The 26,274-nt window shown below is 63.7% G+C and carries 23 protein-coding genes; 11 read left to right on the forward strand and 12 right to left on the reverse strand.

What is annotated here, in order from left to right:
* Nucleotides 1-125: 125 nt before the first annotated feature.
* Entirely contained in the window at nt 126-1,226 is a 1,101-nt protein-coding gene (locus tag HNQ40_RS08315) for an ABC transporter permease (RefSeq protein WP_184677414.1), read from the forward strand.
* A 101-nt stretch (nt 1,227-1,327) separates the two neighbouring features.
* Here HNQ40_RS08315 and HNQ40_RS08320 read toward each other — a convergent pair whose 3' ends face one another.
* From HNQ40_RS08320 to HNQ40_RS08330, 3 genes are all read right to left on the reverse strand, one after another.
* Complete coding sequence (locus tag HNQ40_RS08320; RefSeq protein WP_184677415.1) at nt 1,328-1,663, reverse strand: hypothetical protein; 336 nt, start codon at nt 1,661-1,663, stop codon at nt 1,328-1,330.
* A gap of 467 nt (nt 1,664-2,130) precedes the next feature.
* The gene (locus tag HNQ40_RS08325; RefSeq protein ID WP_184677416.1) at nt 2,131-3,111 is read right to left on the reverse strand and encodes an L-threonylcarbamoyladenylate synthase; all 981 of its coding nucleotides are present in this window, start codon (nt 3,109-3,111) and stop codon (nt 2,131-2,133) included.
* 81 nt (nt 3,112-3,192) lie between these two features.
* A complete protein-coding gene (locus HNQ40_RS08330; RefSeq protein WP_184677417.1) occupies nt 3,193-3,756 on the reverse strand; it encodes an SAM-dependent methyltransferase in 564 nt (187 codons plus the stop codon).
* A gap of 94 nt (nt 3,757-3,850) precedes the next feature.
* On the opposite strand from HNQ40_RS08330, the gene HNQ40_RS08335 reads away from it, so the two are divergent.
* Nucleotides 3,851-4,831 carry an aldo/keto reductase gene (locus tag HNQ40_RS08335; RefSeq protein ID WP_184677418.1) on the forward strand — a complete coding sequence of 327 codons (981 nt, stop codon included), beginning with the start codon at nt 3,851-3,853 and terminating at the stop codon, nt 4,829-4,831.
* A 50-nt stretch (nt 4,832-4,881) separates the two neighbouring features.
* Here HNQ40_RS08335 and HNQ40_RS08340 read toward each other — a convergent pair whose 3' ends face one another.
* From HNQ40_RS08340 to HNQ40_RS08350, 3 genes are all read right to left on the reverse strand, one after another.
* Entirely contained in the window at nt 4,882-5,232 is a 351-nt protein-coding gene (locus tag HNQ40_RS08340) for a hypothetical protein (protein WP_184677419.1), read from the reverse strand.
* A gap of 162 nt (nt 5,233-5,394) precedes the next feature.
* Nucleotides 5,395-5,727: an iron-sulfur cluster insertion protein ErpA gene (erpA, locus tag HNQ40_RS08345; protein ID WP_184677420.1), complete on the reverse strand. Its 333-nt coding sequence runs from the start codon at nt 5,725-5,727 to the stop codon at nt 5,395-5,397.
* 122 nt (nt 5,728-5,849) lie between these two features.
* Complete coding sequence (locus tag HNQ40_RS08350; RefSeq protein WP_184677421.1) at nt 5,850-6,311, reverse strand: RrF2 family transcriptional regulator; 462 nt, start codon at nt 6,309-6,311, stop codon at nt 5,850-5,852.
* A 212-nt stretch (nt 6,312-6,523) separates the two neighbouring features.
* On the opposite strand from HNQ40_RS08350, the gene HNQ40_RS08355 reads away from it, so the two are divergent.
* The 3 genes from HNQ40_RS08355 (at nt 6,524) to HNQ40_RS08365 (ending at nt 9,921) form a co-directional block, all read left to right on the forward strand.
* The gene (locus HNQ40_RS08355) at nt 6,524-7,147 is read left to right on the forward strand and encodes an adenylate kinase family protein (protein ID WP_184677422.1); all 624 of its coding nucleotides are present in this window, start codon (nt 6,524-6,526) and stop codon (nt 7,145-7,147) included.
* Nucleotides 7,148-7,210: 63 nt separating this feature from the next.
* Nucleotides 7,211-8,113, forward strand: coding sequence for an NAD-dependent epimerase/dehydratase family protein (locus tag HNQ40_RS08360; protein WP_184677423.1), 903 nt, complete (start codon nt 7,211-7,213; stop codon nt 8,111-8,113).
* 113 nt (nt 8,114-8,226) lie between these two features.
* Nucleotides 8,227-9,921, forward strand: a complete 1,695-nt coding sequence (locus HNQ40_RS08365) for an ArnT family glycosyltransferase (RefSeq protein ID WP_184677424.1) — start codon at nt 8,227-8,229, stop codon at nt 9,919-9,921.
* Between the two features lie 25 nt (nt 9,922-9,946).
* Here HNQ40_RS08365 and HNQ40_RS08370 read toward each other — a convergent pair whose 3' ends face one another.
* On the reverse strand, nt 9,947-11,044 hold the full coding sequence (locus HNQ40_RS08370; protein ID WP_221435431.1) for a ParB/RepB/Spo0J family partition protein: 1,098 nt from the start codon (nt 11,042-11,044) through the stop codon (nt 9,947-9,949).
* A 632-nt stretch (nt 11,045-11,676) separates the two neighbouring features.
* Here HNQ40_RS08370 and xerD point away from each other — a divergent pair.
* Nucleotides 11,677-12,774 (forward strand): site-specific tyrosine recombinase XerD, encoded by a 1,098-nt coding sequence (gene xerD / locus HNQ40_RS08375; RefSeq protein ID WP_184677426.1) that lies wholly within the window; start codon nt 11,677-11,679, stop codon nt 12,772-12,774.
* Nucleotides 12,775-13,517: 743 nt separating this feature from the next.
* Here the strand turns inward: xerD and HNQ40_RS08380 are convergent.
* Together HNQ40_RS08380 and HNQ40_RS08385 are read right to left on the reverse strand one after the other, a co-directional pair.
* The gene (locus tag HNQ40_RS08380) at nt 13,518-15,446 is read right to left on the reverse strand and encodes a hypothetical protein (protein WP_184677427.1); all 1,929 of its coding nucleotides are present in this window, start codon (nt 15,444-15,446) and stop codon (nt 13,518-13,520) included.
* Between the two features lie 258 nt (nt 15,447-15,704).
* Nucleotides 15,705-16,463 (reverse strand): diguanylate cyclase, encoded by a 759-nt coding sequence (locus HNQ40_RS08385; protein ID WP_184677428.1) that lies wholly within the window; start codon nt 16,461-16,463, stop codon nt 15,705-15,707.
* Between the two features lie 472 nt (nt 16,464-16,935).
* Between HNQ40_RS08385 and HNQ40_RS08390 the strand changes: the two genes are divergently transcribed.
* From HNQ40_RS08390 to HNQ40_RS08410, 5 genes are read left to right on the forward strand one after another with little or no spacing between them, the layout of a single operon-like run.
* Nucleotides 16,936-18,288, forward strand: coding sequence for an ABC transporter substrate-binding protein (locus HNQ40_RS08390; RefSeq protein WP_184677429.1), 1,353 nt, complete (start codon nt 16,936-16,938; stop codon nt 18,286-18,288).
* The gene (locus HNQ40_RS08395; protein ID WP_184677430.1) at nt 18,285-19,211 is read left to right on the forward strand and encodes a carbohydrate ABC transporter permease; all 927 of its coding nucleotides are present in this window, start codon (nt 18,285-18,287) and stop codon (nt 19,209-19,211) included. Before HNQ40_RS08390 ends, HNQ40_RS08395 begins: the two co-directional genes overlap by 4 nt.
* Entirely contained in the window at nt 19,211-20,083 is an 873-nt protein-coding gene (locus HNQ40_RS08400) for a carbohydrate ABC transporter permease (RefSeq protein WP_184677431.1), read from the forward strand. The genes HNQ40_RS08395 and HNQ40_RS08400 overlap by 1 nt, the downstream gene beginning before the upstream one ends.
* A gap of 4 nt (nt 20,084-20,087) precedes the next feature.
* Complete coding sequence (locus tag HNQ40_RS08405; protein ID WP_184677432.1) at nt 20,088-23,594, forward strand: hypothetical protein; 3,507 nt, start codon at nt 20,088-20,090, stop codon at nt 23,592-23,594.
* 30 nt (nt 23,595-23,624) lie between these two features.
* Nucleotides 23,625-24,023, forward strand: coding sequence for a DUF423 domain-containing protein (locus HNQ40_RS08410; RefSeq protein ID WP_221435432.1), 399 nt, complete (start codon nt 23,625-23,627; stop codon nt 24,021-24,023).
* Nucleotides 24,024-24,066: 43 nt separating this feature from the next.
* On the opposite strand, the gene HNQ40_RS08415 is transcribed toward HNQ40_RS08410, so the two are convergent.
* The 3 genes from HNQ40_RS08415 to HNQ40_RS08425 all read right to left on the reverse strand — a co-directional run bounded on the left by HNQ40_RS08415 (nt 24,067) and on the right by HNQ40_RS08425 (nt 26,272).
* Nucleotides 24,067-24,441 (reverse strand): iron-sulfur cluster assembly protein, encoded by a 375-nt coding sequence (locus HNQ40_RS08415; RefSeq protein ID WP_184677433.1) that lies wholly within the window; start codon nt 24,439-24,441, stop codon nt 24,067-24,069.
* Between the two features lie 146 nt (nt 24,442-24,587).
* Complete coding sequence (locus HNQ40_RS08420; RefSeq protein WP_184677434.1) at nt 24,588-25,013, reverse strand: SufE family protein; 426 nt, start codon at nt 25,011-25,013, stop codon at nt 24,588-24,590.
* Nucleotides 25,010-26,272, reverse strand: coding sequence for an aminotransferase class V-fold PLP-dependent enzyme (locus tag HNQ40_RS08425; RefSeq protein WP_184677435.1), 1,263 nt, complete (start codon nt 26,270-26,272; stop codon nt 25,010-25,012). Before HNQ40_RS08425 ends, HNQ40_RS08420 begins: the two co-directional genes overlap by 4 nt.
* Nucleotides 26,273-26,274: the final 2 nt, after the last annotated feature.

Raw genomic sequence — 26,274 nt, forward strand, 5'->3', positions numbered from 1 at the left:
CCGTGGCGGGCACCATCGCCAGCCACTCACGATGAACCTCGTTGCCACACAATCGCGTGGCTCCGACGGTTCCCTTTGCCCCGGCGACCCCCGACCGGCGGGGTTGCGTATGATACCGAACTCTCATGATCCGACAGCTTCTGACCATCTCGCGCAACACCTTCACCGAGTCGATCCGCCAGCCGATCTTCACCGTGCTCACGCTGATCGCGGCGCTGGGCCTGGTCCTAAACCCCTCACTCTCGGCCTACTCCATGGAAACCGGGGACGGCGACCGGAAACTCCTGATCGACATGGGCTTATCGATGGTGTTCCTCACCGGCATGCTGCTCGCCGCGTTCAGCGCCACCGGCGTCCTGTCCCGCGAGATCGAGCAGAAGACCGTCCTCACCGTCGTCAGCAAGCCCGTCAACCGCGCGCTCTTTGTGATCGGCAAGTACCTGGGCGTCGTGGCGGCGATTTTCCTCGCCTATTGGGTGCTCAGCCTGCTTTTTATGGGAACCTATCGCCACGGCGTCATGTCCACCGCCCGTGACGACTTCGACATGCCCGTGATCATGTTGAACCTGTTCGCCTGGTTGGCGGCGCTCGCGGTCGCGACCGTGGGGAACTACCTCTACAACTGGGTCTTCACCTCGACCTTCATCAAAACCCTGGCGATCACCTCGACCCTCGCGTTCGCCGGGGTCCTTGTCGTCGGCAAGGAATGGGCCCTGCAGAGCCCATTCACCGAATTTCTGGATAACCGCGGCCAACTCCTGCAGATCGCCATCGGCCTGGTGTTCATCTTCGAGGCCGTGCTCATCCTGACCGCCGTGGCCATCGCCGTGTCGACCCGGCTGGGGCAGGTGATGACGCTTCTGATCTGTATCGCCACGTTCCTGATCGGTGCGATCACCAGTTCGCTCAGCGGCAAGGTGAACCAGCGCCTTTCCCTCCCGGCCGACATGGATGTCTTCCAGAGCCTGATCGCGGTCGCCACCGCCAACACCTCCGCCGCGCAGAAGATCGCCGACATCGCTCAGAAGCTGTTGTACCTGGTCGCGCCGAACCTGCAGTTCCTCTGGCCAGCCGACGCGATCACCCAGGGCCACTCGTTCATCCATGACTTGGAGGGCAACTTCACCCTCAGCGCGGTGGGCATGGTCAGCGCCTACGCCCTGATGTACACCACGGTCGTCCTCGCTCTCGCGGTCATCCTCTTCCAGCGCCGCGAGGTGGGCTGAGTCCATTCAGCCTCAAATGCAATCCAACAGAATCGTGCCCTCTCCAGCGACCGGGGTTGCCGGAGAGGGGCTACGAAATCGTTGTTGGATGACGTTTCAAATCAGTTGAACGCCAGCTTGCCGACCAGGCCGTTGTCCGACTTGGCGGTTTTGCGGCTTCGCATCGTTTGCACCAACCGGATCGCATTGAGGATCAGCCCCGCGGTGAACAGGCCCGTCATCCCGATCAGCAAGCCGAGCAGCGCCGCGACGTAGAGCAGGTTCAGGATCGGAGCCGCGCCCCAGATCGCCAGCAGCACGGGAACCGAGGCGACGGCCGCCAGCGCCGAGCCTGCGAGCGCGACGTAGATCGGCTGATCGTCTGACCAGAAGGATTCAGGTGCTTGGGTCGAAGTGTTTTCTTCAACGAGGGTGTTTTGAATCGCTTGGTCTTGCATGGAACACATCACTTCCTTGAGGTTGTCCGAGCCGGGTGTCGTGTGCCGGGTGCTGTCGGGTCACTTCACGAACTTGGCGTCGGGCGGTGTGGGGGAGGCGACCCTGAGCGCTTCCAGCGCAGGTCGCCCGGGGGGCGGGAATCCCGTTCCACGGGATCGAGGGGAGGGTGGCCCCGGCAGGGCGTGACCCTTGCCATGACTCACGCGAAGAGTATGCCAATTGAATGGAATCAGGCGGTGAGAAGTCGGTTAAATTTCGCTTCAGTTTATGTGGGCAAAAAAACGCCAAAAACGCCTTGAAAACAAGGGAAAACAAGCAATATTTCTAAATAAAAAAAGCAAATAAAAATTAAAGTTTTTGGGGTGCGCATCGGGTGGGCAGTTCGACGCTGCGATCCGTGGTTTGCCAGGAAATTAAGCGGGGTTGAACGGCGATCGAAACGGACGGTGTTCGTGTCCGACCGGGTTCACGCGGTCGCCGCACGGCGGAGCCGATCGTTGATCGCCCGCCCCAGGCCCCGGTCTGGCACGCGTTGCGCAACGATCAGGTCGAGCCCCGCGCGGTCGAGGCGGTGCATCGCTTCGAAGAGTTGTGCCGCCGCCACCACCAGGTCGGCCGAGGGGCTGAGCACCTCCGCCGCGGCGAAGCCCATGCCCCGTCCCTGTTCGCCGCGCAGGCTCAGCAGGCCCACGCGCTGATTGCCCAGCGAAGCCGGGTCGAGGTCTTCGATGCGGTCGACCAAACGCAGCGGTGTGCGCGGTGCGTAGTGACGGTCGAGCATGCCCGGCGACGCGATCTTTTCACCGGGCTTCGCCACCGCCACCGCCCCGCCGACGACCGCTTCGATCGCTTCGACCGACGTGCCACCCAGGCGCAGCACCACCACCCCGCTGGCCGAGGCGTCGGCGTCAAAACCCACCACGGTGGACTCGACGCCGGTCTCACAAGGCCCGCCATCCAGCACCGCGTCACACTCAACGGTGACGTGTTCGGCGCGTGTCGGGCTGATCCCGCCGAACGTGTTTGCCGACGGCGCGGCGAGTGGCACCCCCGCCGCCTCGAGCAGCTGCTGCGCCACCGGGTGGGCGGGCACACGCACGCCGACGGTCTGCAAGCCCGACGTCACGATCCCCGGGATGAACTCGCGCTTGGGCAGCACCATCGTCAACGGCCCGGGCCAAAATGCCTGGGTCAACACCTCGGGCAAGCCGTGCAACCCGTCGTGGAGTTGATCGATCGCCACCAACGACCAAGCGGTATCCGCGTCCGGCACGTGGACGATCAACGGATCAAAACTCGGCCGCGCCTTCGCGGCGAACACCTTCGCCACCGCGTCGGCGTCGAGCGCGTGCGCCGCCAAGCCGTACACCGTCTCGGTGGGCATCGCCACGATGCCGCCGTCGCGGAGCAGCTGCCCGGCGTCTTCAATCTCTTGTTCGCTGGCCATCCGCAAAGTGTAGTGTCCCCCAAATATTTAGCCCCGGGTCAATGACCGGGGGCCGCCGCGGTTATCGAAACGAGCGAATCATCACGCCCGCTTCAACACCGCCAAGTGCTCCAGGTTCTTCCCCTTGCCCCCGCGGATCGGCGAACGGATCCAGCCGAGAACTTCCACGCCCAGCCCCGGCAGCACCTCGTCCACCACCCGCTGGGTCTCGGCGTCCGCCTCTTCGTTCGTCAGTTTGTGCTGCCCCGATTCGTAGTGCGGCTTCACCAGCGACACGATCCGCGCGTCCGGCGAATCGCTCAGCCAACGCAGCGCCACCGGGATCGCCTTGTCCTGTTTGGTCCAGCCCAGGTCGAGCGAAACCACATCGCAAGCCGCTTGTGGCTTAGCGTGCAAGGCATTGGTGCGTTCCATCACGACCACGCGGTCGTCTTGCCGCAGCTTCCACGCGAGTTCGCCGTAGGCGGTATCCACCGCAAAGACTTTCGCGGCGCCGCGTTGGACCAGGCAATCCACGAACCCGCCGGTCGAGCAGCCCAGGTCGGCACACGTCGCGTCGGTCACATCGATGCCGAAGTGTTCGAGCGCCGCCTCCAGCTTCAAGCCGCCGCGTGAAGCGAACTTCTTTTCGTCCAGGGGTTCCATGGTGTCCATTGTTGCACAGCATGTCCGGTTGCGCGCAGCGGCTGGCCTGATTTAGTCTTGGATGCCTTGGTCGCTCGATCTAAGATGGGGCATCATGAATTCACGCCGTCACTTCCTGAAATCGGTCGTCGCCAGCACCGCGGGTTTGGGTGCCGCCGCGACGTCTTCTACCTCTTCCGCACAAGCCAACGACGCCAAGGCCGAGCCCGCCGCGGGCAAGGTCGACCGCCGCCGTTTAGGCCGGCTCGAAGCCGAGGTCTCGATCCTCGGCCTCGGTTTGGGGTCGGCGTTTATCCGGCCCTACGACCAGGACCGCGAGGCCGGCCACGCCCTGCTCCAAAGCGCCCTCGACCTCGGCATCAATTACTGGGACACCGCCCGCGGTTACAAGACCAGCGAAGAAATCATCGGCCCGGTGGTCAAAGCGAACCGCGACCGCATCTTCCTGGTCAGCAAGAGCGCCGCCCGTGACTACGACGGCTTCATGCGCGAAGTCGAAACCAGCCTGACGAATCTGCAAACCGATCGTCTCGACCTGCTGCACCTGCACAACCTCAAGCCCGACAAAGACGACCTCGCCCAGATGGAAAAGGGCTGTGTCCGGGCGGTGCGGGAACTGATCGACCAGAAGGTCGTTCCGCACTTCGGCGTCACCGGCCACAGCGGCGCACGTTTTCTCATGGACGCGATCGAACGTTTTGACCCCGACGCGTTACTGAGCGTGTATCCCTGCACGCGCGACGACGAAGGGCGTTACGAAGACGAACTGCTCCCGCTGGCCCGCGAGCGCGATATGGGCGTGATCGCGATGAAGACGGTCCGCCGTGCCCGCAACGCCGACCTCGTGGGCACCGACCTCGTCCGCTACGCCCTGAGCCTCGACGGCATCGCCACCACCATCGTCGGCCTCGACACTTTGGACCACCTCAACGCCAACTCCCAGATGGCCACCAACTTCGAGCCCCTGGACCTCGCCCAACGCGACGCGATGCACCGAGAGGTTACGACCGCGGTCGCGAGCATCCCCACGCCGTGGGAACAGCCGGGGTACGAAGACGGAGCCGGCCTCGCGTGAGGTGATCCGTGTGTCTCACATATCGATGCGCTGATGCAAGCCGTGCCCGGTTAGCGTTGGGTGACGTAGACGCCGGTGACGATACCGGCGCTAATAAACACACCGACCACGGCCAATTGGATCATGCCGGCGACGGCTGCGCCCGGCTGTCCCGATTGATCACCCAACAAGAAGCTGTAAGCCGCGGGGATCGAGAACAGCCCCCCGAGAATCGCTACGCCGTTGCACACCACGGTGGCCTTTTCAAAGCCATCGGGTACATCCCCGCGCAGGAGGGTGAAGAGGTTGATGAGCCCGGCCCCCAAACCGCCCACGATGCCACAGACACTGATGGATAGCAGGCTGAGCACTCCGAGCAGAATCAGGAGCACATTAAGGATGAGGGCAACGATACGAAGCATGACCGGACTCCCGGAGAAAGTGAGTGGTTTGGGTGGGCTACAACGTGATGTAGCGTAGCCGATCCAGAATTTGAGGATACAGCAAAAAGCCCACGGACAGCGTCCGTGGGCTTCTGTGTTTCTAAGTTGTTGCGCCAGCCGTAGGCCGCGGAGCGGAATGCCTTAGGCGCTGAAGCTGGACCCGCAGCCGCAGCTGCTGGTGGCGTTGGGGTTGTTGAAGACGAACCCACGGCCCATGACTTCGTCTTTGAAGTCGACGTTGGTGCCGTTGAGGTAGAGGTAGCTCTTGGGGTCGCAGACGATCTTGACGCCGTGCTGCTCGAAGGTTTCGTCGGTGTCGCGGAACTGCTCGGTCAGGTCCAGCAGGTAGCTGAAGCCCGAGCAGCCGCCGCCCTTGACGCCCACGCGGAGGCGGACGTTTTCGGCGTCGAGCTCTTGCTGCTCGATGATGGTCTTGATTTCGCGGGCGGCGGTTTCAGATAATTCGATGCCCATGGGGCGTCTCCTGGGGAATCAGTGGTGAGCGGTCGGGGAGGGGCTTTGGTCAAAGCCCTCTAAAAAATACATCAGTTTGGGGGGATTGCAACGGTCTATTTTAGCCAACCTGCGTCCGGCGGTCAGGATTTGGCGCTGGTCGACAGGGGCGTGGTGACGACCTGCTCGTCGATCAGCTCGTTGAGCATGACCTGGCCGAAGAAGTCGATGATCCGGCGGTGGACCCGGTTGATCCCCTGGTGGATCGGGCAGAGGTCTTCCCGGCCGCAGCCCTGGTCGGCGATGGGGAGCTGATCGCAGCAGGGCGAGAGCTTGACCGGGCCCTCGATCGCGTTGATGACTTCCAGCATCGAGACTCGCGAGGGCTCGACCGCGATCTGGTAGCCACCCGAGGCGCCCCGGGTCGAGGTCACGAGCTTGGCCTGGGCCAGTTCCTTGAGGATGTTCATCAGCAGGGGCAGGGGCATGCTGTAGGCCTCGGCGATGGTCCGGGCGCTGGTTGGGCCGGCCTCGTCTAGCTTCCGTCGGGCCAGATCGGCCAGCGCAACCAGGGCGTAGTCTGTTTTTCGCGTGAGCTGTAGCATGGCCGGTCTCGGTGGGGGCGGGTTTCGAACGGTCCCCATATAGGGGGATCAGTGTTCTATCGGGATAATAGTACCGGTTAAGTACGCTATCAAGCCTTATGGGGTCTGAATTGTCCGAAGTCTTTATCACTTCGGAATCTAAAGCTTTGGGCGTGGGCCGTCGATTCCGTATGATGGACGCCCATTTCGATTCCAACCGCAGAGAGATTCCCATGCCCGACCACCCAACATACAAAACCATCCTGCTGTTTGGTGCCCCCGGCGCGGGCAAAGGCACGCAGGGTGCGATCCTGGGGCGGATCCCGGGCTTCTACCACTGCTCCTGCGGCGACGTGTTCCGCAACATCGACATCAGCACCGAGCTGGGCCGGAAGTTCTACGAGTATTCGTCTCGGGGCGAGCTGGTGCCGGACGAGATCACGGTGCAGATGTGGGCCCGTGCGATCCACGCCCGGACGATCCTCGGGGACTACAAGCCCGCCGCCGACCTCCTGATCCTCGACGGCATCCCCCGGACGCTCGAGCAGGCCTGCATCATGGACGAGCACATCGAGGTGCTCAAGATCATCCACCTGACCTGCTCGGATGAAGAGGCGATGTTCGAACGCCTGCGTCGGCGGGCCCTGAAGAGCAACCGCCACGACGACGCGGACGAGAAGGTCATCCGCCACCGCTGGGAGGTCTACGAGGAAGAGACCGCACCCGTCCTCCAGCACTACCCGGCAGACACGATTGTCGACATCGACTCGATCGGCTCGCCCGCCCGGATCCTCCACGACATCCTCGACCACGCGGTGCCCCAACAGGACAGCCACTTCAAGGCGTTCGAGGGATAAAAATTGCCCGAAACCTTATTTGGTGCTGGAATCGCTCATGGCGATTGCTAACCTTTGCGCATCATGCGAATTTTCATTACTGGTGCGGGAGGTCGAATCGGGTCTGGCGTGGCGGAACACCTCCAGGAAGTGGGCCACGAGGTCGTGGCCACGGACGTGGCGTACCGCCCCGAACTGCCCTTCCGCCTGCACCTGGCCGACCTCTGCGACGAACAAGCGGTCTACCCGTTGATCGAGGGCTGTGACGCGGTGATCCACTTGGGCAACCACGCCCACGCCCACGCCGTACGCCCCGAGCAGAAGGTGCTGACGCAGAACATGGCGATGAACGCCAACGTGTACTACGCCGCCCTGCAGGTGGGCATCCGCAACATCGTGGGCATCAGTTCCGTCCAGGCCACGCTGGGCTACCACAGCTCGCGCCTGCGGCGGGGTGAGATGCGGGTTTGTCATCACCCCTATCTTCCGTTTGATGGCAACCTCCCTCGCAACACCGGCAACAACTCGTATGCGATGAGCAAGTCCTTCGGCGAACAGATGCTCGAAGCGATGACCACCGAGTACGCCAACCTCGCCGCGATCTCGGTCCGCCTGCCTTGGGTCGAGTTTGTGAAGCGTCGGCACAACTGGCACTACTTCAAGCCCCTGGAGCCCACCGACCGCAGGTTGGCCGAGGGCATGACTTACATCACCAGCGACGACGTGGCGACCGCCCTGCGCGCGATGGTCGAGCAGCCCGCGGCGGGCTACCGCCAGTACTTCATCGCGCAGTCGTTGGTGGTCAAGGGGATGACCAACGCCGAGGTCGCCGCGAAGTATCTGCCCGACCTGGAAGTGCGCGGCCCCATGGATGGCGGGCACGGCCTGGTCGATCTCTCGGCCATGCAACGCGATTTCAACTGGCAGCCCGAACACCCGCCCATCGAGGTTGATCTGGCCGCCGACCACGTCTCGGCCGAGGCGTAGCGCTGCGATCGACATGGCAAACGCGTTTCGAAGGGACGGTTTCGCGGGTGATGGAATATCGCCCGGCAGCCTTTGCCGGTGACAGGTGCGCTTAACGCTCTACCATGCGGGGCATGGCCGACCCGTCCGAAGCCAACACGCCTGATCATGCCGACGCCGTACCCGCCCCGCCGCACGATGGGCAGGGGCGACTCGTGTGCCGCCTCGGCTGGGTGGCCTTCGCGCTGCTGTGCGTGTTCCCCTTGTTTTTCAGCCTGGGCAACCACCCGATCCACGGCGATTCCGAGGCCCGCTACGGCGTGGTTGCGCGCGGCATGGCGTTGGGGCAGACCCCCCTGCTCGTCCCCACCTACTTCGATCAGCCGCACCTGACCAAGCCGCCGTTGACCTATTGGCTGATGGCGGGTTCGATCCGGCTGCTGGGCGATGGGGAGCTGGCGCTCCGCATCCCCGCGGCGTTATCGGGCGTGCTGACCCTGGCGATCGTCTTCGGGTTGGGGTATCGGCTGCACGGCGCCCGCCGGGCGGCGGTGGCGACGGCGATCCTGTCGGTGACACCCATGTTCGTCGTGATCAGCCGGATGGGCATCACCGACGGCCTATTGGGCCTGTTCAGCACGGCGGCCCTGGCCTGCGGGGTGCTCGCGGTAAAGGACCGCCGGGGGTATTGGGTGACGGGGTTGTGGTTGGCCGTGGCGCTGGGGCTGCTCACCAAGGGGCCGGCGGCACTGCTTGCGCCCGGAGCACTGATGATCTGGCTGCTCGTGACGGGGCAACGCGAATCCCTCCGCAGGATTCGCCCCGTGCTCGGGCTGCTCGCCGCCCTGCTTCCGCTGGCGGGCTGGGCGCTGCTGATTGCCTGGCAACACCCCGAGGCATGGGCCATCTGGAAGTACCAGACGTTTGACCGGGCCGTCGGCACGGGCGACCACCCCGAGCCCTGGTGGTTCTTCTTCCCCGTGCTATTGGTCGGCCTGCTCCCCGCCACCGCCCTGCTCCTCGCCCACCGCCCCGCACAACTACGCGTTGCCCTGGCGGAGCTGCGAGAGTCAAAATCCGAGGTGCTGCTCTGGCTGATGATGGCCGGGCTAACCCTCTTGGTGTTCACGCTGATCAGCGGGAAGCTCATGAGCTACCTGATGCCGCTCGCCGCTCCTCTGGCGTGGTGGGTTGGCGGAGAAAAATTTATAAAAGAAGAAAAAACAAAAAAATATAAATATCAATACTTTGTTTTTTTTGCATTGCTCGTTTGCTTAGCGCTGGCGTTTGGAATGATTTGGAGGGATTTTGGCCCGGCTGAGGCCGCTTATCTCTGGCCGCTTGTGTTGGTATTGATCGTCGGGGCTACGCTGGATTGGCGGGGTGTCTGGCGTTCCGGATCCAGGAAGATCACGGGGTCGATCGCGATGTGGCTGGCGATGTTGAACGTGGTTGCCTGGGCGTGCATCGCGGAGGACCGGGTCTATGGCCGCCACTCCGTGCCGGCCGCCGTGGCCGAGGTCCGCGCAGCCACCGGGCTGGAGCACCCGCAGATCCTGACCGTTGGATTCGGCGACCGCAGCCTTCCCTACTACACCCAACGCCCGACGCGTTGGATCGATCCACGTGTCTTACCCGATGCCTGGGAGGCGATGCGAAAGGATGATCTCATCCTTTTGGCTGATCCTGAGAAGTGGGATATTTTCGATGCTGACCCGTATTGGGATCTGAGTCAGCGATTCGAGCGTGTCGATCTCGAGGTTCTTTTGGGGTACGAAGGACAACGGCTGCGCGTCTATCAGACCACGCAGCCGTATCGTCAGCCGTAGTTTTTTCAGATAGCGAACAGGGCGGTTACTGGGTTTCAACGCCCAGCTTGCCCAGCAGTTCGTCGAACTGATCGATGCTGTAGAACTGGATGCTCAGCGTGCCGGCCCCCTTCTTCCGGGCGGTCTTGATCTGGACCTTGGTGCTCAGCTGCTCGCCGATCTGGCGTTCAAGGTCGTCGAGATACGCGGCACGGGCGGCCTTCTTCGCGGCGGGGGTGGGCTTTGTTTCACCTGCTGAAATCGCTTTGGCCTCAGCCTCGACCTGTCGAACGGTCAGCCCGTCCTTGATCGTTTTCTCCGCCAGGGCCAGTTGTTGGGCGGGATCCTCGACCCCAGCCAGGGCCCGCGATTGGCCCATGGACAGCAGCCCACGGACCACCATGTCCCGGACAGGGGGGGCGAGTTTCAGGAGCCGGAGCAGGTTGGTTACGGTTGACCGCTCCAGCCCCACACGCTCAGCGATCGCCTCGTGGTTCAGGCCGAACACATCCCCCAGCCGCTGGAACGCCTCCGCCCTTTCGATGGGATTCAGGTCTTCCCGCTGCAGGTTCTCGATCAGGGCCCACTCGGCAACCTGCTTGTCATTCAAAGCCTTGACGAATGCGGGAATCGCTTCCAGCCCCGCCACTTGGGCTGCCCGCCAACGACGCTCCCCCGCCACCAATTCAAATTGATTCTCACCCGTCTTCCGCACCACGATCGGCTGAATCAACCCTTCCCGCCGGATCGACTCCGCCAACCGACCCAGAGCTTCTTCATCGAAATGCTGCCGGGGCTGAGACGCGTTCGGCGTTACCGAGTTTACGGCTATCCGTGAGTAGCCCCCGTCCACGATTGACGATTCATCCGCCTTGGGTTCAGCCACGGCCACCGCCCCTCCGCCGACTGTCGCTGGTTCCGGGCTGGACTTCGCCTCCGTACCAGCCCCACCTTCCGGAGCACCCACCGGCACCGGAGTCGCCATCAAACTACTCAATCCCCGGCCAAGCCGAGAAGGGCGTTTCTTGGAGCCCGAACCCCCGCCGCTTTGTGACGCATCTGCCATGACGACCTCCGTGTCGAATAAAGAAATCCAGTAACTCAGACAGCGTATCAATCCAAGTTTTACGGTCAAGTGTTCCACGTGAAACATTGCACCGTGAAAAACAGCTTCGCAGCCAGCAATCAATGACTATGTTCCACGTGAAACATAAAAAGTTTAACATTGCAAAATATTGTTAAATATATAAATATAAAAATAATGCAAGTTCACGAACGTGCACGCGAACCTCTTGGAACAGCCAGCGTATTAACAATGACGTTGGGCCTCCTCCTCCCAATTGATCATGTTTTCTCCTCCACCCCGCCCGCTGGATAGGATCCAACGGGCGGGGTTTTTTAATCCGATCGAATTAAACAGCCTGTCATTCTGACGGTTCTTGTCACGTCGTTACCGGACTTTGGGTGAGAGGCGTTCAATGTGGTTGGGTGTCGATCGATGGGGCCTGGCGGGGCGGTAGCGGCCGTTGCCTCCGGTGAACCGCGTATTGAACCCAGGTCACCCCGTCATTTCTTCACGATCCGTCTTTTCGCTGGTCGATGTCGTGAAGGCTGCAGGGACGCGGCATTGATCCGGCTGGCATTCGCCGGCGGTCAGGTTGGTGAGGAGCACCGAGGGTTCACGCGATCCAGCGTGGGCCGAGCGCTACACGAACGCCCCATGGGGCGGCCACTATCGCCTGCCGGTTTCACCCTCGGCGTGGGAGCAGCAACACCTTGAACCCCTCCACCCTTTCTTCCGATCAGTCCCCCAAGCCCCGAGCCAAAGCCAAGGCCCGCAACCGCGCCGCCGGCAGCACGCCCAATGTGGCCGCCGTCAAAACCTCGGCCACGCCGTTGCAGGTCGCCGCGTCATCCGCTCCCGACATGCGCCGGAGAAAGGCCGTGACCACGCCCGCCACTGAATCATCGAAGAAGCAGTCGCGTTTCGAGCCGCCGGTCACCGCGTTCCTCGCCTACATCCGCATCGAGTGCGGCTTCTCGCCCGCCACCCTCGCCGCCTACGGCGGTGACCTGCGCGACCTCTGGGTGTGGATGGTCAAGCAGAAACAACACAGCTGGAATGACCTGACCCCCGAACGGATTGCCGAGCACCTCAAGTCGCTCGAAGCCAAGGGCCACGCGGTCTCCACCATCGCGCGTCACGTCGCGACGATCCGCGTGTTCTGCCGTTTCCTCAAAGCCAACGAACACACCGACGCCGACCCTGCCGAGCAGCTAACACAGCCGCAGACCTGGTCGCGCCTGCCCACCGTGCTCGGCGACGAACAGATCGAGAAGCTGCTCTCGGCCCCCGACCCCGATGCGCTTCTTTATCTGCGCGACGTGGCGTTGATGGAGATGCTCTACGCCGGCGGACTCCGCGCCAGCGAGATCGCCGACCTGTTGACCACCGGCATCCACTACGACTTGGGTGTGATCCGCGTGATGGGCAAGGGATCGAAAGAACGTGTGGTCCCGCTCGGTCAGCCGGCACTCAAGGCGCTGCGCCGTTATACCGACGAGCTGCGCGAAGACCTGGTCCGCGAGAACGCGCCGACCGATCGCGTGTTCCTTTCGCGCACCGGCCAACCCATCACCCGCATCGTCGTTTGGCAGATCGTCAAGCGTCACGCCGAGAAGGCGGGCTTGTCGCACGTCCACCCGCACACGCTGCGTCACTCGTTCGCAACGCACCTGCTCGCCGGCGGGGCGGACCTGCGTGTGGTGCAGGAACTACTCGGCCACTCCAACATTAAGACGACGCAGATCTACACCCACGTCGATCGCTCGCGCTTGAAAGAAGTGCTGACCAAGTTCCATCCCCGGCCGTGACGTCGTTCGACATTTGATGTGTACCCAAAGCCCGGGAGTAGCCACCCCCGGGCTTTACTGTGCGCTGAAGGTTTTGGCTTGCCCCCTCTCCCTCCGGGAGAGGGCCGGGGTGAGGGTGGGTTGAAGTTCTTGTGCGTTGGGTCTGGCACGGATTCATGGTGAGCGCCCTCACCCCAACCCTCTCCCGGGGGGAGAGGGGGCCAAGGCAGCGTCATTCGCATGCGCACGGTGGGGCGCGCCCGAACGCAGAAAAACATCAACGCAGAAAAATTCTTACTCCTTGTCAGTACTCACTTCCGTGAAACGGGCGACTTTCTCGTGCGCACGTCTGATCCGTCCCACCCCCTAATGTCGGACCACGGTGGCATTCCAGGCGTGAAGGCCGTACAGGCAAGGCACCAAGCACGCCCATATCCGTGGAACCGAGCTAGCGCACACGACGGGTGCGTGGCGACACTTGAGCTCACCACCTTGCCGGGATCGCTCAAGGTCGGAACCCGTCGTCGTTGGTCGAGGGTCCGTGTTCGAGGGGACTCGTTTCGGGCCGATCGCGGAGCTTTGGAGACGCAAAGGCGCGGAGAAGAAAAACGGAAATTGGTTTTAAATCCAATGCTTCCTGCCTTGCTCCGCGTCTCCGCGCCTCTGAAGCTCCGCGATCGGATCGAAACGACAACCCAACCCACTCACCCCAAGCCGGCCACGGCAGCGGGTGTGGCGGGGAACACGGGTTCGCTCTTTGGAAACTAGTCCACCTGTGGCGGTTCAACGGGTTCGAAAGCGGTTTGGGGATCGCTTTGGAAGCCGAGGAAGGTTGCGCCAACCAGGGGCAGCAGGCCGGAGGAGGTGCCGAGTGCCGAGCTCTGCGGCGCTAACAGGGTGGCGCCCGGGAACGGCATGCGGCTCTCGTAGTGCCAGCCGGTGTCGTCCACCCAACCGATCGCGTGTGCCGGCTCGAGCAGGGGCTTGAGCCGCCCCAAGGGCGGCAGCACCATCGGCATGGGCTGGCCGGTTAGCATCGATCCACTGCCGGTCAATAGTGACTCGATGTAGATAAAAGTTTGGTAGCTGCCGGGCGCGGTGCGGCGGAGGTCAACCCAAGTCAGTGATGTCAGTCGGCGGGTGCCGACGGCTTCACGCAAGGCGGCGAAATCGTCTTGCTGGTTGAGCGAATTGGGCTGGTCGATGTTGTCGATCGCAGCGAGCACGGTGTGGGGCGACAGCCCGGCGATGAGCTTGCCGTCGACGATCGCCCAGGTCGGCGAAAGCAGGGGGGTGCCAAGCGTGTGCAGGTCGTGGCCGTCGTAGGTCTGGGTGTGGACCTGGACCTTGATGTCTTCGCCGGCCATGCCCTGGAGCATCGCCAGGTTCGCAAACATCTGCAGCGAGCGCAGCCCGCGTTCGACTCCTTCCGGGTCCGCGAGTTGGTTGACCAGGGTCAGGCTGAGCATCGATGTGCCCACCGCATCGCCGTCGAGGTAGAGCGACCACGTCGGGCCCAGCCCGCGGATGAGCTGGTTCTCGACATCGACCCCGATGAGGCTCGAGGCGTCGACCAGGCCTTGCTCGAAAGAGTCGGCGGCGTCGGGTCCCATCGCGGCGGCGGTGTTGCGGAGCAGGTCCATGAGCAGGCCGGTGTCGAAGGCCATGGAAGTGATCCAGGGCGCATCGATCGGCGCCCATCCAAAACCATCAGCGGTCAGCGCGGGGGCGTCGAGCAGAGACGCAATGCCCTTGCGGGGCGAAGGCGCCGCGAGATACATCTGGGTGCGCCATTGCCGGCCATCGAAGCCCGCGGTGATGACGGCGGGGCCGAGCGTGTCCAGACCGAGCGGTTCGATGAGCGCAATGGCGGGGTGGCCAGATCCGACGCTCGTGGTGGAGCCGTCGTGCTCGAGTACCGTGCTGGTGTTGGACAGGTTGGCTTGAGCCTCGGCGAAGAGCGCGGGGAGGTCCACGTAGCCAACGAGGGGGCCGGGCTCTTCGAGTTGCTCCATGGCCTGGGTGAAGCGGGGGATCTCGGCCAGGCTGGCCAGCGCGTCGGGGTCGATCAAAGCCTCGGCGTCGAGTGCGGCGGGCGCGTGATTGATCCGCAGCGACACGACCGGGCCGTCGACCACGAGTTCGGAGTCACGGCTCGATTTGGATTGGTAGTACTTGAGTCCTTCGAGCAGGTCCTTGCGGTCGTCGCCGGTGACAGGCTGCCAGAGCAAGACGATGCCCGGCGTGTTGTCGGGCAAATCGAGGGGCAGGTCGCCGAGCAGCTCGTCGATTGGGTTGTCGTCAATCAGCGGCGCTGCTTCCGCGGCAGCGTGAGCGGGTGGGGCGGTGACATACACCGCCATCGCGCCGCGGGCGCTCGCGCCCCAGAGGTTGGTCAGGTGTTTGAACTCGTCCTGGAACGCGGGGTCGTCCACGGCTTGGCGGAGCGTGGGCATGGCGCTGCGCCAAGCGGCCTTGAGCTTGTCGGTTTCGATGAGTTCGACCACGTCTTGCAGGGCCGATTGAGCGTATTGGTCGGTGATGGAGTCCGTACCCGCCCAACCGAAGTAGGCGATCGCATCGGCGGGGACATGCTCGGCCAGCGGCTGCGAGAGCGCGGGCGCGGCCCACCACGCGGCCAACAGCGGGGCGGCGCATCGAGCGAGGCGTGGAAGTGGACGGATACAACGCATAACGAACTCCCGAATCAGAGGGCGGCGGAGGCTGTGATGGGCTGAATCCAAGCATAGCCACCTACTGCGTATCAACGGCGAATTCCGGTGGTCGCATCAATGGAATTATCGGATGAGAGGGAGGAACCTCTGGAGGCGTGTCGGCTGAGTCGGCTGGATAAGACAGGCAAGGCGTGGGTGGTGAAACGCGATCGGGCGATCACCTTAAGGCCACGCGCGGCGTGTCTTTGGCGGGGATCGGGATGAGATGGAATGGGGTCAGGCGGCGATGACGCGGTCGCGTCCAGCGCTCTTGGCCTGATACAGCATGCGGTCGGCGGCGAGCACAACGGACGAGCCGTTCTCGTTGGAACAGCCTTCCTGCCCGGCGGTGGCCAGGCCGAGGCTGATGGTGACGACCGGGGCCACGCCGCTGGCGGGGTGGTCGATGTTGAGGTTGCGGACCGCTTGGCGGAGGCGCTCGGCCAGGTTGGCGGCGGCGGCGGTGTCGAGCCCGGGGCAGAGCACGATGAGTTCTTCGCCGCCGTAACGCCCAACGAAATCGGTGCGACGGACGGCGGCCTGCACCGCTTGGGCGACGGCGACCAGGCATCGATCGCCCTCGGGGTGGCCCTTGGCGTCGTTGAAGGACTTGAAGTGATCGACATCGATCATGATCACGCTGTAGGGCCGAACCTGTCCCATGGCCAGGGCGGACGCGGTCATCGCGTGTTCCTGGGCGAGGCAGGCCTCGAAGGCGGCGCGGTTGAGCAGTCCGGTCATCGGGTCGAGCCGGCTGACCTGCGAGAGGTCGAGGTTGAAACGCATGAGCTCGGCCGAGAGGCGTTCAACCGCTTCGTTGCGTTCCGCCAGGGCGAGATTGTCGGTGCTCAGTTGGTGGAGTTGGCGACGCAGCTGGTGCACTTCCTGGTGCAGCTTTCGTCGGCGATTCAGTCCCGAAAAATAGCGTCGCCAAAGCCCGCGGAGCCGAATAGCCGGTCCCGAATGGTGGCGGTGTGTGGACAAACCTTTGGACATCGTAGAGCGCAACCCCTCGTGAACCCCGTTCTTTCGTACAACTACGCGTTACATCGACGCGATCCGGCTTGCACCTTAGTTTGGCTTCCTGCCGCCCCTGCGAGACATGTTTGGAACAATCTGGAACATGTTCCATAAAATTTTGATCCAAATTAATGTGATTATATCTAGACAAAAGCGTTTTGATCGTCATAATTGAACTTCGGTCGATTCTAATTTGTTACACATTGTTTCACTTTTGTGTCATTACTTGCGGCAGCCCATCCGCCGACATCGCTGAGAAGGCATTTCTAAATCTGGGTTCATCACCAGAAGCCCGGTCGCTGCCGATCCGTTTCACATCCCTGTGCAGGAATCCTTGGTTTTGTCTCAGAGTCCTCCTCCACATCAGCAATCTTCGCCCCCGCCCGGCTCGGGTTGGAACCCCCTGGACACACTCTCTCTGGGGAGTTGGATCATCCTGGGGATAGCGGTGATTTCGAGTGTGGTGGTGCTGGCGTTGCCCATCCAGGAGCGTGAGGGGCTCGAGTTCTGGACGTTCGCTCGGCCGCACCAGCTCATGTACGAGCCGGTGTCGGACCGCTGGACTCAGGAGGGTCAGGACCTGCCGGACGTGAATATCTTTCTGTTGGACGGGATGGCGCTCGAGCGGCGGACGATCAATGGGTTTTGGGCGGGGACGCCGTTGGCGGACCTGATCGAGATCGAAGGGGGGACGTTTTACAAATACGTCACCGGGCCGATCGAGGACGTGGGGTTTGTGGACCTGACCGATCGGCTGCACGACGAGGGCATCTACGACATCATCAACCCGCCTTCGTTCTCGCCGTGGACCAGCCGGGGGCGGATCTTCGGGATCCCCCACGATGTGCACCCGGTGCTGCTGGCCTACCGGGCGGACATCGTCGAGGACGAGCTGGGGATCGATGTCAGCGACATCGAGACGTGGGACGACTTCGCCCGCATCATGGGCAAGGCGATCAAGGACCTTGACGGCGACGGCAAGCCCGACCGCTATCCGATTAACTTCTGGTTCAACGACGGCGACGCGTTGGAGGTCCTGATGCTCCAGGCCGGCGGGGGCACGTTCGACAGCGAGGACAACATCATCATTAGCTCCGAAGCCAACGCGAAGGTGCTGGCCACCGCGGTACACTGGTGCTTCGGCGAAGGGCGGATCGCGATCGACGCGCCCGACTTCGACGCGGGGGGCAACCAGCTCAAGATCGAGGGCAAGGTCGTGTGTGCGATCATGCCCGACTGGCTGGCAGGCATCTGGAAGAGCGACCTGCCCCAGCTCTCGGGCAAGGTCAAGCTGATGCCGCTGCCCGCGTGGGAGCCGGGCGGGCGACGCACCAGCGTCCGCGGCGGGACGATGCTGGGCTTCCCCAAGGCCGCGGTCGAGAAGGGCACGTTCGACGACGCGTGGGAGTACGGCAAGTACCTGTACCTCTCCGAAGAGGTGGCGCGCAAGCTCTTCGAGGCCAGCACGATCATCTCCCCGGTGACCAAGTACTGGGACCGGCCGTTCTACCACCAACCCGACCCGTTCTTCATGGGCCAGCCCAGCGGCTCGCTGTTCATCGAGCAGGCCCCGCACGTGCCGCTGCGTCCGAGCCACCCGTTCCGCGTGATCGCCCGTTCGGAGATCGGCCAGGTGGCCAACGAGCTGCGTGACTACGCCGACCGGAACAACGACTACACGGTCGAGGGCCTGCTGCCCGAGGCCCGCCGCCTGCTCGCCGAGGCCCAGCAGCGTCTGATCAAGCAGATGCAGCGCAACGTCTTCCTGCGGCCCGCCGAAGAAGCGGAGGTAACGCCATGAGCAAGAAGTTCCGCTCCACGGCGTTGATGCCGTACCTGTTCGTCGCGCCGTTCGTGGTCTCGTTCGTGGTGTTCGTGGTGTACCCGCTGGGCCAGTCGGTGGTGCTGGCGTTCATGCAGACCAACGGCCCGAAGACGCGTCAGTTCGTGGGCCTGGACAACTTCAGCTGGCTGTTCACCCAGGACCCGGACTTCTGGAAGTCGGTGCTGAACATCATCCTCTACACCGCGGGGTCGATGCTGATCCAGCTGCCCGCGTCGCTGGGGCTGGCGCTCCTGCTCAACCGCAAGGACATCAAGGCCCGGGGCTTCTGGCGGATGATCTTCTTCGCGCCGATCCTGGTGGGGCTGGTGTTCGTGGCGATCATCTTCGGGCTGCTGTTCGCGCCCAACAACGGGCTGATCAACGACGCGTTGTATCAGGCCACGCTGATGTTCGACCGGGTGATCCCGTTCTACCCCGACGGGTGGGTGTTCGACCGCGAGTTCCGCTGGACGGCGGAGTACGCGATGCCGGCGATGATCATCGCGTCGTTCTGGATGTACGTGGGGTTCAACATGATCTACTTCCTGGCGGCGTTGCAGAACGTGAGCAAGGACCTGATGGAGGCGGCCGAGGTCGACGGGGCGGGGCCGTGGCAGCGGTTCCTGAACGTGACGGTGCCGGCGATCCGTCCGGTGGGAACGTTCGTGGTGCTGCTGTCGTTCATCGGCAGCGTGCAGCTGTTCGAGCTGCCGTACCTGCTGGTGGGCCCCGACGGCGGGCCGGGCAAGAAGGGGCTGACGCCGGTGATGCACCTGTTCAGCAAGGGCTTCGACGCGGGGGACCTGGGGTACGCCAGCGCGATCGGTTGGCTGATCGCGGTGGTGCTGTTCGGCGTGGCGCTGCTCCAGAAGAAACTCTCTAACCCGGGGACCGACTGATGCGTAAGAAATGGTGGACCCCGGTTGCGATCTACGTCCCGCTCGCCGCGTTCGCGTTGGTGACGCTAGTGCCGTTCGCGTACCTGATGTTCTCGGCGTTCAAGACCAAGGAGGCGTTCTTCAGCGGGCCGTTCTGGCCGGTGGAAGAAGACGGCGGTTGGTGGGCGGTGGACTGGTCGGGCTTCACGTTCACGAACTTCACCCGGCTGTGGAGCGAGGTGAAGATCGGCGAGGCGTCGTTCATGCGGGCGGTCCTGAACTCGTTCTTCTTCGCCTCGGTCATGAGCGTGGTCGGCACACTGGGCGCGGCGATGGGGGGCTACGGCCTGGCGATGTTCAAGTTCAAGGGCCGGGAGTTCATCACGACGGTCGTGCTCGGCGCGTTGGTCATCCCCGGCGCTTTGCTGATCGCGCCGGGCTACTTCCTCTTGTTCCAGCTGGGCTTGCTCGACAGCTACGCGGGCCTGATCCTTCCGGGGGTGGCCCCGGCGTTCGGGGTGTACCTGTTCCGCCAGGCGTTCATCTCGTCGCTGCCGCACGAGATGATGGAAGCGGGGCGGATCGACGGCTGCGGCGAGTGGCGGATGTTCTTCCAGATGGGCCTGCCGATGGTCAAGCCGATGGTGGGGGCATTCGTGCTGATCACTTATCTCGGCACGTGGACCAACTTCATCGGCCCGCAGATCATCATCCAGACCCCCGAGAAGTACCCGCTGGCGGTTGCGGTCGCCCAACTCCGCGGCCCGTTCAGCATCGAGTACGGCATGATCATGGCCGGCACCCTCGTCGCCATCGGCCCGGTCCTGGCCCTGTTCCTCTTACTCCAAAAAGACTTCATCGCCGGACTCACCGCCGGCGCCGTTAAAGGATAGAAACATGTCTGTTGCGCCAAACCCTACCGTTGCTTCGTCGATCCGTCCGCAAACCGCCTCGGGCTCGCTGCCCGAAGGCTTCGTCACCATCGATGGCGTCGAGATGTACCGCATCACCGACAGCGATCAGATGCCCGCGTTTCTGATGAGTGTCGTCAGTGATAGCGACTTGTGGATGTTCCTATCCAGTCGAGGTGGACTGACGGCCGGCCGGGTCGATCCCGACCACGCGCTGTTCCCCTACGAGACCGACGACATCCTGCACAAGTGCCACCCGTACACCGGCTCGGCCACGCTGATCTGGGTGTCACGCGACGGCGAGGAAGATGTGCTTTGGGAGCCGTTTAACAACCACGGCTCCCGGCCGAACGTGACCCGCAACCTGTACAAATCGGTGGCGGGCAACCGCGTGATCTTCGAAGAGGTTCAGCACGACCTGGGCCTGACCTTCCGGTACCAGTGGGCGGGCTGCGACCGGTTTGGCTTTGTGCGTAGCGCCCGTCTCACCGCCCACGACAGCACCGGCGTAACGCGGGTCGAGCTGCTCGACGGGGTGTTGAACCTGATCCCGTCGGGGCTGACGCTTGCGGTGATGCAGCAGTTCAGCTGCCTGACCAATGCGTATTCGCGTGTAGAGATCGATGTGGACAGCCGGTTGACGGTGTACGCGATGTCGTCGTTGCTGGTGGACAAGGCCGAGCCCGCCGAGGCGTTGCGGGCGAACGTGGCCTGGTGTCGTGGCCTGCCCGAGGCGAAGGTGGTGATCGATGACGATTCGGTGGAGCAGTTCCGTGAAGGCCAACCGCTGACGATGAACCAGGACCTCAAGGGACGCCGCGGCGCGTACCTGTTGCACACGCCGTTGGCGTTGAAGCCCGGCGAATCGGTGGATTGGGATATCGTGGCCGATGTGGACCGCAGCCAGGCACAGGCCGAGGCGTTGCGTCAGGAGGTGTTGGGCACGGCCGAACTCAAACAGGTGATCCAGCGTGAACTCGCCGGGGCGGATGCAAACCTCGTGGCGAACGTCGCGTCGTCCGACGGGCTGCAGTGCACCGGCGACCGCTCGACCACCGCGCACCACTTCGCCAACGTGCTGTTCAACAACATGCGCGGCGGCGTGTTTGCCGACGGCTACAGCCTGCCCGGCGAAGACTTCGTGGACTTTGTCGAGAGCCGTAACACCAAGGTGGCCAAGCGCCACGCGGCGATACTCGGTGAGATGACCGGCTCGATCGATTACCAGGACCTCCTGGCCAAGGCCGAGGCCACCGGCGACGGCGACCTGTCACGCCTGGCGATGGAATACCTGCCCATCACGTTTAGCCGACGCCACGGCGACCCGTCGCGCCCGTGGAACAAGTTTGCGATCCACCTGCAGAACCCCGACGGCAGCCGGATCCTCAACTACCAGGGCAACTGGCGCGACATCTTTCAGAACTGGGAATCGATGTGCGTGAGCTTCCCGGGCTACTTCGAGAGCATCGTGGCGAAGTTCGTCAACGCGTCGACCGCCGACGGCTTCAACCCCTACCGCGTGATGCGCAGCGGCATCGACTGGGAAGCCCCCGAGCCCGACAACCCCTGGGCGAGCATCGGCTACTGGGGCGACCACCAGATCATTTACCTGCTGAAGCTGCTCGAGCACTCCAAGGCCTTCCACCCCGGCAAGCTGGAAACGATGCTGGGGCAGCGCCAATTCACCTACGCGGATGTGCCGTACCGGATCGCGTCGTATGCCGAGCTGTGCCGAGACCCGCACAACACGATCGCGTTTGATCACGCGTTGGAGAACGCCATCGGCGAACGCGTTGAGGCCCTCGGTGCGGACGGCAAGCTTTTGCATGACGCGCACGGCAAGCTCGTGAAGGTGAGCCTGGCGGAGAAGCTGTTGGTGCCCGCGTTGTCGAAGCTGTCGAACCTCGTGGTCGACGGCGGCATCTGGATGAACACGCAACGGCCGGAGTGGAACGACGCGAACAACGCGTTGGTGGGACACGGCATCTCGATGGTCACGCTGTGCTATCTGCGTCGGTACGCGGCGTTCATGGCGGACCTACTGGAGCAGGGCGAAGTATCGGTCGAGTTGTCGGCCGCGGTGGACGCGTGGCTGGCGGGGCTTTCCGAAGTGCTGTCGAATCACGCCGGTGTGCTGGACGCCCCGGCGCTGTCGGACATCGAACGCCGAACGATTCTCGACGAGCTGGGGATGGCGTTCGAGGCGTATCGCACCAAGGTCTATCACGGCAGCCTGGGCTCGCCGGTGTCGCGGTCGTCTGCGGACATCGTGGAACTGCTCAAGCTGACGCTGCGTTACCTGGATCACTCCATCGACGCGAACCGCCGCGAGGAAGACGGGCTGTACCACTCGTACAACCTGCTCAAGCTCGACGGCGATGTCGGGTCGCGGCAGGGGACGGCCGGGGTGGACACGCTCTACCCGATGCTCGAGGGCCAGGTCGCGGTGCTCAGCACCGGCCGGCTCGACGCGGCGACCTCGGCGTCGCTCATCGAATCGATGTACCAGAGTTCGCTGTATCGCGCGGATCAGAACACCTTCCTGCTCTACCCCGACCGGCCGCAGCCCGGCTACTTCGCGAAGAACGATGTCCCGGCCGCGTCCGCCGAAGCGATCGCGCTGCTCAAGGCGATGCTTGATGCGGGCGACACGCGCATCGTCGAACGCGACGTGACCGGACGCGTGCGATTCCACAGCGACTTCGCCAAGGCGGGCGACATGGTGGAGGTGCTTGACGGCATGGCCGAGGACCCGCAGTTCGGCGGGCTCGTTGAATCGAGTCGTCAGGCGGTGCTCGATTTGTACGAGCAGGTGTTCAACCACCGCGCGTTCACCGGGCGGTCGGGCGCGATGTACGCCTACGAAGGCCTGGGCTCGATCTACTGGCACATGGTGTCCAAGCTTTTGCTGGCGGCACAGGAGTCGTACCAGCGAGCGATCGCGGAGGGGGCGTCTGCGGAAGAGGTCCAGCGATTGGCTGAGGCGTACTACGGTGTCCGCGGCGGCCTGAGTGCGAACAAGACGGCCCGCGAATACGGCGCGTTCCCCACCGATCCCTACTCGCACACCCCCGGCCACCGCGGCGCACAGCAGCCTGGCATGACCGGGCAAGTCAAGGAAGAAGTCCTGACTCGACTGGGTGAGTTGGGCGTGCGGATCGATGCAGGCCAAGTGACGTTCAGCCCGAGTCTTCTGCGGGGACGCGAGTTCCTCGGCAAAGAAACATCCTGGGACATGGTCGGCCTTAACGGCGAGACGCAGCAGGTCACCCTGCCCAAGGGTTCGCTCGGCTTCACCTACGCCCAGGTGCCCGTGGTGATGCACCGCGGCAACGGCGACGCGTTGATCCGTCTGCAGATGGCCGACGGCACGCGGGTGGACCTGCCGGGCAACGCGCTGGGCAGCGAACACAGCGCCGAGTTGTTCGACCGGCGTGGCACGATCTCGCAGATCGATGTGGTGTTGTCGGCCGATCAGATCACGCTGGATTGATTTACGGCGTCGGCGGTGAATAATGCCGACATGAAGGTTTCATCCTGGATGTTGGCCGCGGCGGGTGTGCTGGGTTTCAGCGCGATCGTGGCGGGTACGTTTGCGGCGCACTACCTGCCGTGGGAATCGCTGGATGCGAAGGCCCCGGAGTGGTGGGCGACTGGCTCGAAGTATCACCTCGCCCACGCGCCGGTGGTGCTGGGCTTGGCGTTGCTGGCGGGTGTTCGGCCGGGCAAGCTGGTGACGGCGTCGGCGGTGTGCTTCTGCGTGGGCGTGCTGATCTTTGCGGGGTCGTTGTACGTGATGTCGCTGACGGGGGTGCGCTGGTTGGGCGCGATCACGCCGATCGGCGGGGTGAGTCTGTTGGTGGGGTGGGCGTTGTTGTTTGTAGCGGGGGTGAAGGGCGCAAAGACCACGCCGAGCGGGTGACGCGACGATTAGAGAAAACGCTACGGATGGAATAAGGAATGCGCTAGAGCAGCCCAAGTTCGAGCTGGGCTTCGTCGCACATCATGTCCTTGGACCAACGGGGTTCCCAGACGAGTTCGACGTTGGCCGAGTCGATCGCGTCGACGGTCTCGGCGGCGCCCTGAACCAGGCGCGGCAGGGTCCCGGCCTCGGGGCAGGCGGGGCTGGTGAGGGTCATGCGGATTTCTGCGTGACGTTCGGTGATGTCGATCGAGTAGATGAGGCCGAGGTCGTAGAGGTTGACCGGGATTTCGGGGTCGTAGACCTGCTTGATCGCTTCGATGATCTGGCCCTCGACGGTGTCGGCGTTGGGCGTCTCGGTCGCGGCGACGCGGGGGCGTCCGCCGCCGCTGGAGTCGAATACGCGAATGGATTCCATGGGGTGGCTTTCGGTGTGGATGGACAAGGTGCAACGATTCGGATCGGACGCGAATTTTTTCCGTTAGCCCCCGGCTCTGCCGGGGGGCGGCGACGGATACATTGTGGCTTGCCCCCGGGCAAAGCCCGGGGCTAAGGGGGGTGCTGTTACGCGTTGGCGGTGAGCGCGTTGATGCGTTCGATCATGGCCCAGAGCCCGTTGCGGCGGGTGGGGCTGAGGTGTTGGTGGAGGCCGAGCTTTTCGACCACGGCCTTGGCGTCGGTCGCGCGGGCCTCGGCGGGTGAGACGCCGTCGAACAGGCTAAGCATGATGGCGATCAGTCCGTTGACGATGTGCGCATCACTCGCAGCGCGGATGGCCAGGCGCTTATCCTCGGCGAGGTCGAGTTTGAGCCAGACCGACGCCTGGCAGCCGTGCACGCGGTTGGCCTCGTTGCGGTCGGCCTCGGGCATGTCGGGGAGCTTCTTGCCCAGGTCGATCAGGTAGCTGAAACGCTCTTCCCAATCGTCGAGAAATTCAAAGGTCTCTTCGATCTCGTCGATGGGCGGGATGGCTGAAGAAGAGGCGGTCATGCGAGCAGTTCCTTGGCCCGGCCGAGGGCTTCGACCAGGGCGCCAATCTCTTGGTGGGTCGTATAGGCGGCGCACGAAGCCCGGACGGTCGCGGGCACGCCGAAGCGGTCCATGAGCGGCTCGGTGCAGTGGTGGCCGGTGCGCACCGCGATGCCGCGGTGGTCGAGCACGGGCCCGACGTCGTAGGCGTGGGCCCAGTCGAGCACGAAGCTGAAGATCGGGATCTTGGTCGGCGACGTGCCGATCATGCGGAGGCCTTCGACTTCGGCGAGTTTGGCTTGGCCGTACTCGGCGAGGCTGTGCTCGTGGGCCCAGATCGCTTGGCGGTCCTGCGCGGTGAACCATTCGATGGCGACACCGAGCCCGATCGCCCCGGCGATGTTGGGCGTGCCCGCCTCGAAGCGCATCGGCGGCGCGGCGTAGGTGCTGCCGGTGAACTTGACCGAGTCGATCATCTCGCCGCCGCCGCGGTAGGGCGGCATGGCTTCGAGCATTTCCATCCGACCCCAGAACACGCCGATGCCCGTTGGGCCGTAGAGCTTGTGCCCGGTGAAGGCGAGGAAGTCGCAGCCGAGTTCGTGGACGTCGATCGTTTGAGCGGTGACCGCCTGGGTCGCGTCGACGACCGTGGCCGCGCCGACTTCCTTGGCGAGCCGGACCATCTCGGCGACGGGGTTGACCGTGCCCAGCGTGTTAGACACCGCGACCATCGCCACGACCTTGCCCCGTTCGTCGAGCAGCGATCGGTAGGCGTCGAGGTCGATCTCGCCGTCGTCCGTGACCGGGATCGGAACGACCTCGGCCCCGCATCGCTCGGCAACGAGTTGCCAGGGCACGATGTTGGAGTGGTGCTCCATCTCGGTGACGAACACGCGGTCGCCGGGCTTGAGGGTCGCGCCGCCGTAGCTGTGGGCGACGAGGTTCAGCGCGTCGGTCGCGCCGCCGGTGAAGACGATCTCGCGGGGGTTGTCGCTGCCGATGAACCGGGCGCAGATCGCGCGGGCCTGTTCGTACTGCGCGGTCGCCTCTTCGCTGAGGGTGTGCAGGCCGCGGTGGACGTTGGAATTGGTCTGGGTGTAATAGGTCTCGAGCGCGTCGAGAACGGCCTGCGGTTTTTGCTTGGTCGCGGCGTTGTCGAGATAGACCAGCGGCTTGCCGTGGACCTCGCGCTGGAGGATGGGGAACTCCGAGCGCAACGCTTGCACGTCAAAGGGACCCGTGGACGGGGTGGCGTTGGTGGGGGTTGCTAAGTCGCTCATGC

The organism is Algisphaera agarilytica, from assembly GCF_014207595.1.
Taxonomy (GTDB): Bacteria; Planctomycetota; Phycisphaerae; order Phycisphaerales; family Phycisphaeraceae; genus Algisphaera; species Algisphaera agarilytica.